Origin of the sequence: Salarchaeum japonicum (genome assembly GCF_049705945.1) — an archaeon.
Lineage (GTDB): Archaea > Halobacteriota > Halobacteria > Halobacteriales > Halobacteriaceae > Salarchaeum > Salarchaeum japonicum_A.
This window is the reverse complement of sequence record NZ_JBNAMV010000004.1, coordinates 1,211,749-1,226,497: the sequence shown is the minus strand read 5'-3', so window position 1 is coordinate 1,226,497 and position 14,749 is coordinate 1,211,749. Positions and strand designations below refer to the sequence as shown.

Below are 14,749 nucleotides of genomic sequence, written 5' to 3'. Positions count from 1 at the left end.
GGTCAGTTCACCACCCGGGGCGGGAGGAACGGAATGTCGCCCCTCTCCGACAGGTAGGCGTTGTGGAGTGCGTACTCCTCGACGGTCGTGCCCGCGGGCATCGCCGCCGCGAGGTCGCCGTCCTCGTTCACGTACACCCAGTAGCCGGTGTGGGCGTTTACGTCAGGCGCGACAATCCCGCCGAACGTGTAAGACGTGAAGTCCGTGCCGGACTCGGTGGGGAGCGAACTCGCCGGCTCGAACGCCGTCATGATGCGCCCGAGGTCCGCGGAGGACGCGCCGAACGCAGCGTTCGCGTTCCCGCTCTGCGGCGCGCCGACGAGGTTCCAACCTTCGTGGAGGTCGGTCGTGGACGGCGTGCTGAGTTCGCCAGTCTTCGTGTCCGCATAGTCCATCGAGATTGTCGCGCGCTCCGTCGCGTTCACTACAACGGCGTCAAGCGCGTGCACGGACTGACTCGCGTCCGGCCGCACCCACGTGCTGTTCGCAGCGTCGTACGCCCAGACGCTGCCGTTGAACTCACCGAACACGTCGCCGAACGTCCCTTCGAGGTCCGCGGGGAACGCGATGGTGTGCAGCTGGCCGTCAGCCGGAATCACCACGTCGTTCCCGAACTGCTGGGACTCACTGAGGTCCGCGGGCTGCTCGCTCGGCGGCGCGGTCAGGAACGGATCGTACGTCACCGGCCCGGAGATGTCACCGGACGCGGGGCCGTCCTCGCTCCCGAACCAGTTCAGCGTCGCGTCGAGCGACCCGGACGCCTCGGTCGCGGGGTCGACCCGAATCGCGTCGGTGGTCGTGTTCAGGAACGCGTTGTTCGTCACCGTGAGTTCGTCGAGGTCTTCGAGGTTCGCACCGACGTTCACCGCGGCCTGCACGTACTCGGTGTCTGTGTCGCCCGCGGCGTCGAACGTGTTGTTCTCCACGACCACATTGTTCGTGCTCGTGTCGAACGCGTCCATGAAGGGACCGTCGACGTACACGCCGGACTTCGTCGTGTTCTCGACCGCGTTCTCGGTGACGGTCGCATCGTCAACCGCGATGAGGGAGAACGCGGAGCCGCTGGCGTTCTCGACCGTGTTATCCGTGACCGTCAGGTCCTGGAGATTCCAGAGCCGGAACGCATCCCCGGTGTTCGTCACTTCGTTCTCGGCGATGGTCCAGCCGGACTTGAGGTCTGCCTTCCCACCGTCCTCGCCGCCGTGAATCAGCGCGTTCTCGACGCCGACAAACTCGTTGTTCTCGATTGTGAGGTCGTCACCGGCGTCGTTCGCGTTAATCGCTACGCCGTCCGTCGTGAACGTGAACCCGGAGACGGTCACGTCCTCGGGATACATCTCGTTCTCGAAGCCGACGGACGCGGTCAGCGTCGCGTCTTCACCCTGCAGCGTGACGTTATCCGCTGCGAACTGAACCGACTCAGTGAACGTGCCCGTTGCGAACACGGTCTCGCTCGACTCCGCAGAGGAGACCGCGTCCGGGAGTGTGCCGAAGATTGATGCACCGTTCGTGTCGCGGTCGGTTCCGACGTAGGCTGCTGCGTCGTAGTCGTTCGCCTCGTAGATATCGGTGGTGTCGAGCGACCCCGTATAGTCCCCGACGTGCCACGTGTTGTTCGCGAAGTCGTTGTCGGTGATGGAAACGTTCGTGGACGCCGCCACACCAATCGCTATCTGGCTGTCTGTTATCGTGTTGTTCTCGACGACAGTCTCTGCGGCGCTACTGTGGCCGTAGAGGAGTACGCTCGATGCGCTCCAGTCCTCACCGGTGTAGGCATGACCCGTGATAGTGTTGTTGACGATGACACCCTGTGCACCACCGGACATCTGCACGCCATTCTGGCCGGTTACATCGGTCGGGCCGTGGCCGATGACGGATGTATCGAGGACACGGGCGGTGAGACCCTCACCGGACGCGACGACACCGCCTTTCTGGTAATTGACGATTCGAGAGTTACTGAGCGTGAACTTCCTGTCCTCGCCATCGAGGTTGAACGCCCCGACCGCGATTCCATGCTGTACGCCGGAGAACTCGGTGTCCGTGACGTTCGTCACGGTAACGTCGTCAACCGTTCCGCTCGCGTTCACGTACGCGACGCCGTAGAACTCGTGGTTCGTGTCGCCGGTCCGCGCCCCATCGACGGTGAGCCTACTGATGTCAGCGGACGCGTTCTCGACGAGCACGACGGCGTGGCTCGCAGCACTACCCCGGGTGAACGTCTCCGGAATTGAAGTCGGCGAGGTCACGGTCGTGTCGTTGTCACCCGCCCCAATGAGCGTGAGCTCGGACTCGATGTGAACCGACTCTGTGTACGTTCCCGGACCGACACGAACGGTGTCGCCCGCGTCAGCCGCGTCGACGGCGGTCTGGATGGACATGCCGTCAGCGACGACGAATGTCGACCCGAGGGCGAGTCCGTCCTCAGTCCGCGTGAGGGTCTGGACGGTGGAACTGTCACTGTTCGCGAGGTTGCGTACGTAGTCAATCGCGTCGGCTTCGTTTTTCAGGAAGAACGTGAAGTCTCCACCGCGATCGCGGTGGTCGGGGTTCTGCACTGCGTAGTCGTACTCGGGCGCGGTGAGAGTCCCGAGCGTGCCGTCGTACTCCATGTCCGCGTATAGCGACGTGGGTTCGGAGAGGTCGCTGGACGCGGTCACGGTGATGTCTGTCGGGTTCGTCCGGAGGTCCCAGCCTTCGGGAGCGTCAACTTCAGGGTTGAGGTCGTAGATTCCGACACCCCCCCACGCGTTTCCGGCGGTGTCGACATCGTCGAGCGTGACGTTCTCCACAGCGGAGAGCGCGATACCGACGCCGGCAGTGTCGTCACCGTTCGCAGTAACGTCGTGGAGCGTCGCGTTCACGACGTTGTTGAGGTCGAATTCGTTACCCGAGGACTCGGAAACTGTGACGTGTTCAATGGTCAGCCCCTCCACGAACGCGGCCTTGACGGTGTCGTCGGAGCCGGACTGCGTCGTCCCCTGAATCGTGAGGTTCCGGAGCGTGACATCGTCAACGTTGTGCGCGTAAACCGGCCACCCCTGACCGGACGCGTCGAGTACGACGCTCGATTCGGCCGCGCCTTCAACGGTAACGCCGTCCGCCGGAATCTGGAGGCGTTCGTCGACGGTGTACGTTCCAGCGCTCACGGAGACTGTCGCACCGTTGCCGGCCTCGCTGAGCGCCGTGGAGACGTCGGTTGCGATGGTCTGGCCGCCGGTCGCGTAGACCGCTTTGTCGAAGGTGTTGTTCTCGTAAAGTACGTCGAGCGATTCGTACGGTGCGGTCCAGTCTTTGACGTGACGGTCGTTGTCTCTGAAGGTGTTCTCCGTGAGGGAGAGGTCGGTGACCGTGCCGATGCCGACGCCCTCGGTGTTGTTCGCGAACGTGTTCTCGGTGACAGTGACGTTCGCGCCTTCGAGGCCGCCAACTCCGGCGGCATTGTGCTGGATGTCGTTGTTCTCAACCGTGACGTTCTCGGCGGTACTGAGGTAGACACCGGTCGTGAACTCGGATATCTCGTTGTCCACGATCATCGTGTCACCGGTCGCGCTCTCGGCGAACAGGACGCCACGGCTCGTTTTGTCCGTGGACTCGACGATGACGTTATCGGCAATGCGGTGGTCGCCCGAGTCGACCGGAACGTAGACGCCGACCTGCTGGCTGACGCCGTGGAAGTTCGCGGACTCGATGGTGAAGTTGATCACGTCCGTGCCGTCCGCGGCGAGCGTCACGCCCTCGCTGAGGGTCGCATCGCCGGTCGCGCGCAGTGTGACGTTCTCCACGTCGAGCGTGACGTGGTCGTAGGTTCCGGAGGCGACCTCGACGGTCGCGTCCTCGGCGTTCGTGACCGCTTGGTCGATGGTCGCGTACGCGGTGTCTCCGACGGTGATGGCACCGTCGTAGACGTGTCCGGAGTCGTAGAACGCGACCGAGTCGACGGCCGCGGAGTCGAGCGCGGCGTTCGCGGTCGCGACGTCGTCGCTCACGCTGCCGTAGTAGCGGACGGCGGGCGCGTCGTCCGCGGTCGTGACGGTTGCGGGGGCGACGGAGTGCTCGTCACCGAGAAGACCGAACCCTTCGGTGAGAGCGCCTGTAATCGTGTTGTCGCGCGCGGTGTCGGCCCCACCCTGAAGCGAGATGCCGACGTTTGCGTCCGTCACGGTGTTGTCGACGATGCTGACGTTCGCGCTCGCGGACGTGGTCTGGATGCCGGTGACGTCCGCGTCGCCGAGAACCTCGACGTTCCGGACTGTCGTGTTCTCACCGCTGACGGAGACGCCGGTGAGGTACGTGTCGGATGCGTGAGTGGCGTCAACCGTGAGGTTGGAGACGGTCGCGCCGTCCGCGCGGACGTCGACGACGCGCTCGCCGGCGCGGCCGAGGCCGTCGCTCGCGGAGACCGTCGCGTCAACGCCGGGTGCGGCGGTGACGGTGAGGTTCGTGTTCAGCAGGAATCCGGCGTACGTGCCGGACTCGGTGATGGTGACGGTGCTCTCGGCGGGCGCGTTCGAGACGGCTTGCTGGAGCGTCGCGTACGTCGTGTCGTCCGCGACGATGCTGGCGTCGTAGACGTGGCCGTTCGCGTTGACCGCCACCGTGTCGACGGTGTCGAGGCCGAGGTAGTCGTTCGCTGCCGCAACCTCGTTCTCGACGCTGCCGTAGAGTTGGACTGCGGGTCCGTCACCGGAGATCTCGTCGTTCCCGGAGAAGTCATGGGTCGCGCCGACCGCGCCGATACCCTCCATAGTGAAGCCGGTGATGGTGTTTTCAGTGACGGTGTGGGTGCCGCCGGTGAGCGAGACGCCGACCTGGGACGGCTCGATGGTGTTGTTCTCGATGAGCGCGTCCGTCGCGGACGCGTCGGTGTTCGCGTCGTCCTGCACCTGAATCCCGGTCGTGACGCCCGTAATCGTGTTACCGGTGATGGTGATGTTGTCCGCCCGGACTTCGACGCCGAGCGTGGCGCCCTCACCCGCGAGCGTGAACCTGTGGAGTGTCGCGCCGTCCGACGCGCCTTCGAGCTGGATGAGCGCGTCGCTGCCACCGGAGACGGTCGCCGTCGCGCCGTCCGCGGCGCGTACCGTCACGTTCTCGGTGACCGTGAACGGCGAGTACGTGCCGTTGTGCACGACGATTGTGTCGTGGTCGTCGGCGAGTGCGAGCGCGTCAGAAATCGTTGCTGTTGCGTTCGTTCCCAGTTCGTAGCCGTCGCCGACGAGGTCCTCGGTGGTGTTGTCGGACCAGTCGTCGTCGACGTGTATCGTTACTGGATTCGTACTGTCAGCCGCTGCGGCGGCGCCCGGGAGCGCCGACGCCGCGGCGAGGATGACAAGCGCGCCCGCGAGGAGTGCGAGGGCGCGTCCCCGATAGTTTCCAGATGTCATTCATCGGGCATCGACACTACGACACCTTACTTAGGATGAAGTTATAGAGTTTTAACTAGTCGTTTCAGCGGCCAAAGCAGGCATATAGGACAAATCATCCGTTGGACAGAAAGTAAGTATGTGGCGAGAGATGACGGCGAAGAATACAACACGTTCAATATGTCGTGAACCAAAGATGTGCGTAATGAGGGGACGGACGCTGCTCTCACAGCCACGATCGAGCAGTCTCGATAAGGCCGACATCCACGACGTCCTCCGGAACGACCGCCGGCGCCACGTCATCGAGTACCTCCGGGACCGCGATGGCGAGACGACCGCGCGCGAACTCTCCGAGTACATCGCCGAACAGGAGAGCGGCGAGTCTCCGCCGCCGCGGAACGTCCGTCAGTCCGTCTACGTCACCCTCCAGCAGACCCACCTCCCGAAACTCGCGGAGCTGGACATCATCGAGTACGACGAGAACGAGAAGACCGTCACGCTCTCCGACCACGCGAAGGACGTCAGCATCTATCTCGAAGTCGTCCCGAAGTACGGGCTGTCGTGGAGCGAGTTCTACGCGGGCCTGAGCGTGCTCGGCATCCTGCTCGTGCTCGCCACCGAAGTCGGCGTTCCCTTCCTCAACTACGTCTCGCCCGCCTACTGGGCTATCTTCACGTTCTGCCTCATCATCGCGTGCGCTGTCTACCAGACGTACGCACAGGAGAGCTCGGTCCTCCACCGCGTCCGCGAGTAACCGCATCGGCTATACGACTTGCCTCCTTGACTTCGGCGTGTGACGGAACGACGTGAACGCGCAGCGCTCGCCGCCGTCGTCTTCGCGACCCTGTTCGCACAGGTCCTCCTCTATCCGGGAATTCCCGACCTCGTGGACGCGCTCGGCGCATCCACGAGTATCGATGCGAGTACGTGGTTCCTCGGCGCGGAGTTCGCGGCGTTCGTCGCGTTCGCCGGCGTTTGGGGCGCCGTGAGCGACCGGACGGGCCGCCGCGTCCCGTACATCATCGCGGGTGCTGTCGGCGGCGCGGTCTGTTACGCGGCGCTCGCCGCGACCGCCGGCGCGCTCTCCCTCCCGGCGCTCGTCGCGCTCCGCGTCCTTCAGGGCGCGCTCACCGTCGGCGCGTTCAGCCTCGCCATCACGATGCTCGCCGATCTCTCCAGCGAACGCGGGAAGAACATGGGCGCCGCCGGTCTCGCCATCGGCCTCGGAACCGCGCTCGGCGCGCCCGTCGGCGGCCAACTCACCGACGTGAACCCAGTCCTCCCGCTCTGGGCGGGCGCGCTCTCCCTCGGGCTTGTGGGCGTGCTCGCGCTGTTCGTCACCGACCGCGCGCCCGACCGCGCCGCGTCCGCGCTCGACGCGCTCCGCACGCTCCGCCGCCGCCCCGAACTCGCCGTCCCCTACACGTTCGGGTTCGTCGACCGGTTCACAGCGGGGTTCTTCGCGCTCGTCGGCACCTACTACTTCCGGGACGCGTTCGGACTGGACGGCGCGGCGACCGGCCTCACGCTCGCGCTGTTCTTCGCGCCGTTCGCCCTCCTCCAATACCCGTTCGGCCGGCTCTCCGATAGGATCGGTCGCACGCTCCCCATCGCCGGCGGGTCCGCGCTCTACGGCGTCGTCGTCGCTGCTGTCGGCCTCGTCCCCACCCTACTCTACGCCCGCGTCGGCATGGTCGCGGTCGGCGTGCTCGGCGCGCTGATGGCACCCGCGACGATGGCACTGGTCGCCGACCTCACCGGAGAAACGGAACGCGGCGTCGGGATGGCGGGGTTCAACGCCGCCGGCAGCCTCGGATTCCTCGTCGGCATCGTCGGCGGAAGCCACGTCGCCGACGAGTACGGATATCAAGAAGCCTTTCTCGCGGCGGGCGGCGCGGAACTCCTGCTCGCCGCCGTCGCGCTACCCGCGCTCCTCAAACTCGACCGCTAACTACTGGCGGAGGTGGTCGCGCGCCGCGTCCAACGCTGCCGCGGTATCGACATCAACGCCGACCGCGTCGAAGGACTCGCCGATGGTCCGAATCCCGCGGAGGACGTGCTCGCTCGTCAGGTTCCCCATGTTCGAGACGCGGAATATCTGCCCGCCGAGGTGGGCCTGACCGCCACTGATTGAGACGCCGCGCTCGCTGATTTCGCTCATGAACGCCTCGGGTTCGCCGTACACCTCGTCTGGGAGGCTGACGGCGGTGAGCGTGTTCGAGTACGTCGAGTGTTCGTTCAAGTCGGGGAAGAGACTGAGCCCCATCGCCTCGAACGCCGCGCGGAACGCCGCGGACTGCCGGCGGTGTCGGGCGATGCGCTCGCTCATGCCCTCGTTGTGGATGTCCTCCACGGCGACCGCCAGCCCACGGAAGAGCGGGACGGCGCTCGTGAACGGCGTCTGGTGGCTGTCGGCCTTCCGGAGGTGCCAGTCGAGGTCCTCGTAGAACGGCGCGTCCTCGCCCTCAATGTGGGCTTCTGCGCGCTCCGAGACGTAGAGCGCGCTCACGCCGGGCGGGCCCGCGAGCGCCTTCTGACCGTCCGTGATGGCGATGTCCACGTGCCAGTCGTCGACCCGGAACTCGTCGCCACCGATGGACGTGACGCCGTCCACGACGTACCGCGCGTCGTGGTCAGCCGCGATTTCGCCGACGGTCTCGACGGGGTTGAGGAGGCCCGTGCTCGTCTCGTTGTGCACCATCGTCACCACCGCAGTGTCGTCCGAAACCGCGTCCGCCACCGCGTCCACGTCGACCGGGCTCCCCCAGTCGAACTCGACGCGCGTCACGTCCGCGTGCCGGTCCGAGATTCGCGCGAACCGACGGCCGAACTTCCCGTTCACGACCGCGACGACCTCCTCGCCGTCACCGGCGAGGTTCGCGACCGCCGCCTCCATTCCCATCGTCGCCGTGCCGTTCAGGACGAGGCTCGTCCCCCCGCTGGAGGTTTCGGCCTCGTCCAGCGTGGAGCGCTCGAACACGTAGTCGAGTCCGTCCTGCGCGCGCTCATAGACGGCCTCGAACTCGCTGGAGCGATGCGACACCATCGGCTCCGACATCGCCATGCGGACGTCGTCCGATAGCGGCACGGGACCCGGGTTCAGGAGGAGGAAGTCCTCTCGCATACCCGTGAATTGGACGGACGCGGGTTAAGCGTCGTGGGTCCGTGCAACTAGTGCCGGCGCGCGGCGGCCCCGTGCTTTACTTCGCCCCCAGTCGTACCTCGAGCCATGTCAGACGCGGCGTTCGAGGACCTGGAGGGAGCCGCGAGCCTCGATTCCGAGAACCCCTACATCACGGACCCGAAGACGGAGTTCAGGAACCCCGATGACCTCACCGAGGAGAAAGCCGAATCACAGGTCGCGCACCTGCGGGAGGCGGTGCGGTTCCACGACTACCGGTACTACGTGCTGAACGACCCCGTGATATCGGACCATGCGTACGACCGACTGTTCGAGCGCCTGCAGGAACTCGAGGACGCGTTCGACCTCCAGACCGAGGACTCGCCGACGCGACGTGTCGGCGGCGAACCGCTCGACGAACTCGGGACTGTCGAGCACGTCGCACCGATGCTGTCCATCGACTCCAGCGGCGACGAAGCCGACGTGCGGGACTTCGACGCGCGCGTCCGCCGGAACGTCGACGGCGACGTGGACTACGTCTGCGAGCCGAAATTCGACGGGCTCTCCATCGAAATCGTCTACGAGAACGGCCGGTACGTTCGCGCCGCGACCCGCGGCGACGGCGAGACCGGCGAGGACGTAACTGAGAACGTCCGCACCATCGAGAGCGTGCCCGCCCGATTGCGCGGCGACTACCCGGACTTTCTCGCCGTCCGCGGCGAGGTGTACATGCCGCGCGAGGCGTTCCAGAAACACAACCGGGAGCGCGTGCAGGCCGGAGAGGAGCCGTTCGCGAACCCGCGGAACGCCGCCGCGGGCACGCTCCGCCAACTCGACCCGTCCGTGACGGCGGAACGCCCGCTCGACTGCTTCTTCTACGACATCCTCGCCGCTGGCGAGAGCGAAGGCGACGTGGCGGGCGCGACGGCGTCCCGGGGTGCGCTCGGCGCTGAGGGGCTCGGAACGCACTGGAGCGAACACGAACAATTCCCCGACTGGGGCTTGAAGGTGAACGGCCGCACGCGGCTCGTCGACGACATCGAGGACGCCATCGCGTACCGGAACGAACTGCAGGACGCGCGCGAGGACTTGAACTACGAGATAGACGGCGTCGTCTACAAGGTGAACTCGCGCGCGCAGTGCGCCGACCTCGGGACGACGAGCCGGCACTACCGGTGGGCGTACGCGTACAAGTTCCCCGCGCGCTCCGAGACGACGCAAATTACGGACATCGTCGTCCAAGTGGGGCGGACGGGGCGACTGACGCCCGTGGCGTTGCTCGAACCCGTGGACGTGGCGGGGGTAACGGTGTCGCGCGCGAGCCTCCACAATCAGGACGAAATCGAGGAGATGGACGTGAACGTCGGCGATGAAGTCCGAGTGGAGCGCGCGGGCGAAGTCATCCCGTACGTTGACGAGGTCGTGGAGAAACGCTCGGACGGCCACTTCGAGTTCCCCGAGGAGTGCCCGGTCTGCGGGAGCGAGACCGAGCGCCGCGGCCCGCTCCACTACTGCACCGGCGGACTGGCGTGTCCCGCGCAGTTGAAGCGGTCCGTCGAGTACTTCGCGAGCGACGACGGCCTCGATATCGAGGGACTGGGCTCGGAAGCCGCGGAACAGTTCGTCGAAGCGGGGCTCGTGGAGCACAGCGTCGCCGACCTCTACGACCTCACCGCCGCCGACATCGCGGAACTGGACGGCTGGGGAGAGATGAGTGCGACGAACCTCGTCGAGGAACTGGAGGCGTCGACGAACCCGTCGCTCGCCGAGTTCCTCGCCGCCATCGGCATCCCGGAGGTCGGGCCGACGGTCGCGCGCGACCTCGCGCGACACTTCGGCGGACTGGACGCGGTGCTGGACGCGAGCGAGAACGACCTCCGCGAGGTGGACGGCGTCGGTGAGACGGTCGCGGGCGAGATTCGCGAGTTCTTCGAGAACGAGCGGAACCGCGAGGTCATCGAGCGCCTGCGCGAACGCGGCGTCACACCGCACGTCGAAGCCGAAGAGACCGGGAGCGAGCTCGACGGTCTCACAATCGTGTTCACGGGGTCGGTCGCGGACTGGACGCGGGACGAACTCGAAACGCTCGTCGAGTCACACGGCGGGAACGTGACCGGAAGCGTCTCCTCGAACACGGACTACCTCGTCGTCGGCGAGAACCCTGGAGCGACGAAGCGCGAGGACGCGGACGAGGAGGACGTACCGGAACGCACGCCGGAGGAGTTCTTCGAGTTGCTCGCCGACCGCGGCGTCGACGTGTGAACTCCGTGGGACAGGGGCGTTCACGGCGACGCGTCCTCGTTCACGGGCGGGCGCGTCGCCGGGGTTTCGGGCTCCCGTCCCGCGCTCCTCTCAGAGCACGCCACCCGCTGGCCCCGACATCCTACTTCAATCTACGCTGATGGGGAAGAGATAGCGTCCACGGTGCGGTCGCGGTGCGGGCACGGTGCGGTGGCGGCTTTTTCCTCCAGCGTCAGAGCGATGCTCGGACTGGCTCCCGCTCACTCACCGTCGTTCGTTCGCGGGAACAGGTTTATCGAGACGAGGCGCAGAGCGCCTCGTCTCCAAAAAGGTGGGTGGGAAAGGACAATTCTTTATGCTCGGCAGATGTAGCGTCGGGCACTATGGGTAAGAAGTCGAAGTCCAAGAAGAAGCGGCTGGCGAAGCTGGAGCGCCAGAACAGCCGGGTTCCGGCGTGGGTCATCATGAAGACGGACCGTGACGTGCAGCGAAACCCGAAGCGCCGAAATTGGCGGCGTAGCGACACTGACGAATAATGAGCGCGAGTGATTTCGAGGAGCGGATCGTGACCGTTCCCCTCCGTGACGTGCTCGCGGAGCCGAAACACGAGCGCGCGGGGAAGGCGATGACGCTCATCCGCGAGCACCTCGCGAAGCACTTCAGTGTGGACGAGGACGCGGTGCGTCTCGACCCCTCCATCAACGAGGTTGCGTGGGCGCGCGGCCAGAAGAAGCCGCCGAGTAAGGTTCGTGTTCGCGCTGCTCGCTTCGAGGAGGAGGGCGAACCCGTCGTGGAAGCGGAGTACGCGGACGAGTAAGTCGTGTTTCGCACGTCGTTCGCGGGGTCCCCGTACGTCGGTGTGTTCGCGCGGGCGACCGATGATTGTGTAGTGGTGCGGCCTGACGTCGAGGATGACGTAGCCACATCGCTCGAAGACGAGTTGGATGTATCGGTGGTTCGGACGACCGTCGGCGGGTCTTCGACCGTCGGGTCGTTGGTCGCCGGGAACAGCAGCGGGCTCGTGGTGAGCGGTCGTGCTCGGGAGCGCGAGCGCGAGCGACTTGAGGCGGAGACCGACCTCGCGGTGGACGTGCTTCCGGGGCGCGTAAACGCTGCGGGGAACGTCGTGCTCGCGAACGACGAGGGCGCGTACGTCCATCCGGACCTCTCGGACCGCGCGCTCGATATCGTCGCGGACACGCTCGACGTGTCGGTGGAGCGCGGGACGCTCGGCGGCGTCGACACGGTCGGCACCGCGGGCGTCGCGAACGACCGCGGCGTGCTCTGCCATCCGAAATCGACGGACGCGGAGTTGGACGCGGTGGAGGACGCGCTCGGCGTCCCCGCGGACATCGGCACCATCAACTACGGCGCGCCGCTCGTCGGCTCCGGGCTAATCGCGAACTCGAACGGCTACATCGTCGGCGAGGACACCACCGGCCCCGAACTCGGCCGCATCGAGGACGCGCTCGGCTACATCTGAAAGCCCTCAGCCCGCCGGAGGCGGGCTGACCCCTTTTCATTTCCCACCACTGCCGTCGGCAGACGCAGTCGCACCCGCTACGCGGGTGCGTACCGCATCACACCGACTCGGTCCACACCGCCCGTTGGTTACTCGGTATCGAGTACGTCGAAAACACTCTCCAGTCCGCCGGCGCGGAGGTTGTTCTTCTCATCTGGAAGATCGTTTCAAGTACGTTCCTGGTCTACCAGCGGGCGTTCGGGGCGTCGTTTCCGGCCGCTTGAGTGTCGGATTGTCTTGCTATGATGCGGTACGCACCCGCGTAGCGGGTGCGACTGCGTCCAACTGCTCAGAAGCAGTTGCCTGGCGGAATCTCCAAGGGCGAACACGCCGGAGGCGTGTGAGGGCTTGGAAAGATACTTCCCGCTTGCGGCCCGCTCTATTGGTATCATGAGTCTTGGAGGCGGCGGTGGCGGTCGACAGCAGCTTCAGGCGCTCTCACAGGAAATCGAAGCTATCGAGGAGGAAATCGAGGAGCTTCGAGCGGACGTCGAGGCCCTCGAAGCGGAGAAGACGGAGATTGACGAGGCCATCGAGGCGCTCGACCTGCTCGAAACGGAGTCGACGGTGCAGGTGCCGCTCGGCGGCGACGCGTACGTTCGCGCCGAAGTCCAGGATATCGACGAGGTCGTCGTCGGTCTCGGCGGCGGGTACGCGGCCGAGCAGGAGGAAGACGAGGCGGTCGACACCCTCGAATCGAAGAAGGAGACTGTGGACGACCGCATCGACGACGTGCAGGAGGAGATCGCGGAGCTCGAGTCCGAGAGCCAGCAGCTCGAACAGCAGGCCCAGCAGGCCCAGCAGCAGATGATGCAGCAGCAGATGCAGGGCATGCAGGAGCAGGGCGAGGACGAATAGGGGATGTTCGACGGGCTGAAGGAGAAACTCGGTCGGTTCAAGTCGGACGCGGAGGAATCCGTCGAGGAAGCGGCGGAAGACGCCGAAGCAGAGGCCGAGGAGGCTGCGGCGGATGCGGCTGCGTCCGAAGCCGGTGACGACGCCGAGGTCGCGGAGTCATCCGAACCGGACACAGAAACGGTCGAACCGGACGCGGCCGAGGAATCGGACGCGGAGTCCGCGTCCGCGGAGCCGTCCGATTCCGAGCCCGAAGACGAGGACGAGTCGGCGGCGGGGTTGGCGTCGCGCGCGAAGTCGTTCGCGCGCGGTCGTGTCGTCATCGATGAGGAGGACCTCGAGGAGCCGCTTCGAGAGCTCGAACTCGCGCTTCTGTCGAGCGACGTGGAGATGAGCGTCGCGGACGAGATACTGGACGCGATTCGAGACGACCTCGTGGGCGAGGAGCGGAAGTTCACGGAGTCCACCGGCTCTATCGTTGAGGACGCGCTCGAGGACGCCCTGCTGTCCGTGATTTCGGTGGGGCAGTTCGACTTCCTCGAACGCATCGAGGAGTCGGAGAAGCCGGTCGTCGTCATCTTCACTGGCGTGAACGGCGTGGGGAAGACGACGAGCATCGCGAAGCTCTCCGAGTACCTCGCGGACCACGGTTTTTCGTCCGTGTTGGCGAACGGTGACACGTACCGGGCGGGGGCGAACGAGCAGATCCGCGAGCACGCGCGGAACCTCGACCGAAAACTCATCACGCACGAGCAGGGCGGCGACCCCGCGGCCGTCATCTACGACGCGGTGGAGTACGCGGAGGCGAACGACGTGGACGTTGTGCTGGGGGATACGGCGGGCCGCCTGCACACGTCGGACGACCTGATGAGTCAGTTGGAGAAGATAGAGCGCGTCGTCGACCCGGACATGACGGTGTTCGTGGACGAAGCCGTCGCGGGTCAGGACGCGGTGAATCGTGCGCGGGAGTTCGATTCCGCCGCGGAAATCGACGGCACGATTCTGACGAAGGCGGACGCGGACAGTCAGGGCGGCGCGGCGATTTCGGTGTCGCACGTCACGGGTAAACCCATCCTCTTCCTGGGGACGGGCCAGGGGTACGACGACATCGAGCGATTCGACCCCGAGGAACTGGTCGCGGACCTAGTCGAGGACTGAGTCTTCCTCTGTTTCGGCCGAGACTATCGTGAGCGAGAGGCGTCGCCCGTTCCGGTCGTACGCGCGCACGTCGTCGGGGTTCCACGGCGGGACGCCGACGAGGATGCGGGCGTGGAGGTCGTCGGTCGTCGATACCGACGGGTCACCCTTCGGATGTGAGAGGAATCTCGCGTCCGTCTTCCCCGAGGGCGTGGTGATGTCCATGCCGAACACGCGGTTGATGGAGTCGCCGGCGTCCGGGAAGTAGAAGTCGCTGAGGACGCGGGTGTCGTCGGGGATGCTGGTGAGCGCGACGCCCGCGTCGTCGTCCGTCGGCAGGAGGTTGCGGGCGGGCGTGGCGGCGAGCGATACGTCGATGGGACGGGGGTCCGCGTCCGCGGCGAGGTCGCAGAGCACGGAGAGGAGCGCGCGGGTGGCGTAGAGCGTCTCGGTCACAGTCCGTGTAGGTGGGCCGCCGGGGAAAGCGCGTCGCACGTGTTCTCGGCAGAA

11 protein-coding genes are annotated in these 14,749 nt (G+C 65.9%); 8 read left to right on the top strand and 3 right to left on the bottom strand.

Annotation, left to right across the window (positions count from 1 at the left end):
- Nucleotides 1–2: 2 nt before the first annotated feature.
- Entirely contained in the window at nt 3–5,384 is a 5,382-nt protein-coding gene (locus ACOZ4O_RS08255) for a beta strand repeat-containing protein (RefSeq protein WP_424524830.1), read from the bottom strand.
- A gap of 184 nt (nt 5,385–5,568) precedes the next feature.
- On the opposite strand from ACOZ4O_RS08255, the gene ACOZ4O_RS08250 reads away from it, so the two are divergent.
- Nucleotides 5,569–6,117: a DUF7344 domain-containing protein gene (locus tag ACOZ4O_RS08250; RefSeq protein ID WP_424524829.1), complete on the top strand. Its 549-nt coding sequence runs from the start codon at nt 5,569–5,571 to the stop codon at nt 6,115–6,117.
- A gap of 39 nt (nt 6,118–6,156) precedes the next feature.
- On the top strand, nt 6,157–7,314 hold the full coding sequence (locus ACOZ4O_RS08245; protein WP_424524828.1) for an MFS transporter: 1,158 nt from the start codon (nt 6,157–6,159) through the stop codon (nt 7,312–7,314).
- On the opposite strand, the gene ACOZ4O_RS08240 is transcribed toward ACOZ4O_RS08245, so the two are convergent.
- On the bottom strand, nt 7,315–8,487 hold the full coding sequence (locus ACOZ4O_RS08240) for a pyridoxal-phosphate-dependent aminotransferase family protein (RefSeq protein ID WP_424524827.1): 1,173 nt from the start codon (nt 8,485–8,487) through the stop codon (nt 7,315–7,317). It lies immediately after the preceding gene.
- 105 nt (nt 8,488–8,592) lie between these two features.
- On the opposite strand from ACOZ4O_RS08240, the gene ligA reads away from it, so the two are divergent.
- From ligA to ftsY, 6 genes are all read left to right on the top strand, one after another.
- Complete coding sequence (gene ligA, locus ACOZ4O_RS08235) at nt 8,593–10,746, top strand: NAD-dependent DNA ligase LigA (protein ID WP_424524826.1); 2,154 nt, start codon at nt 8,593–8,595, stop codon at nt 10,744–10,746.
- Nucleotides 10,747–11,108: 362 nt separating this feature from the next.
- Nucleotides 11,109–11,261: a 50S ribosomal protein L39e gene (locus ACOZ4O_RS08230; protein ID WP_145845054.1), complete on the top strand. Its 153-nt coding sequence runs from the start codon at nt 11,109–11,111 to the stop codon at nt 11,259–11,261.
- On the top strand, nt 11,261–11,542 hold the full coding sequence (locus tag ACOZ4O_RS08225) for a 50S ribosomal protein L31e (RefSeq protein ID WP_424524825.1): 282 nt from the start codon (nt 11,261–11,263) through the stop codon (nt 11,540–11,542). The genes ACOZ4O_RS08230 and ACOZ4O_RS08225 overlap by 1 nt, the downstream gene beginning before the upstream one ends.
- Before the next feature lie 3 nt (nt 11,543–11,545).
- On the top strand, nt 11,546–12,208 hold the full coding sequence (locus tag ACOZ4O_RS08220) for a translation initiation factor IF-6 (RefSeq protein ID WP_424524824.1): 663 nt from the start codon (nt 11,546–11,548) through the stop codon (nt 12,206–12,208).
- 429 nt (nt 12,209–12,637) lie between these two features.
- Entirely contained in the window at nt 12,638–13,105 is a 468-nt protein-coding gene (gene pfdA, locus ACOZ4O_RS08215; protein WP_424524823.1) for a prefoldin subunit alpha, read from the top strand.
- A 3-nt stretch (nt 13,106–13,108) separates the two neighbouring features.
- Entirely contained in the window at nt 13,109–14,260 is a 1,152-nt protein-coding gene (gene ftsY, locus ACOZ4O_RS08210) for a signal recognition particle-docking protein FtsY (protein ID WP_424524822.1), read from the top strand.
- On the opposite strand, the gene ACOZ4O_RS08205 is transcribed toward ftsY, so the two are convergent.
- Nucleotides 14,246–14,695 (bottom strand): hypothetical protein, encoded by a 450-nt coding sequence (locus ACOZ4O_RS08205; protein ID WP_424524821.1) that lies wholly within the window; start codon nt 14,693–14,695, stop codon nt 14,246–14,248. The two genes, ftsY and ACOZ4O_RS08205, sit on opposite strands and share 15 nt — an antisense overlap.
- Nucleotides 14,696–14,749 lie beyond the last annotated feature (54 nt).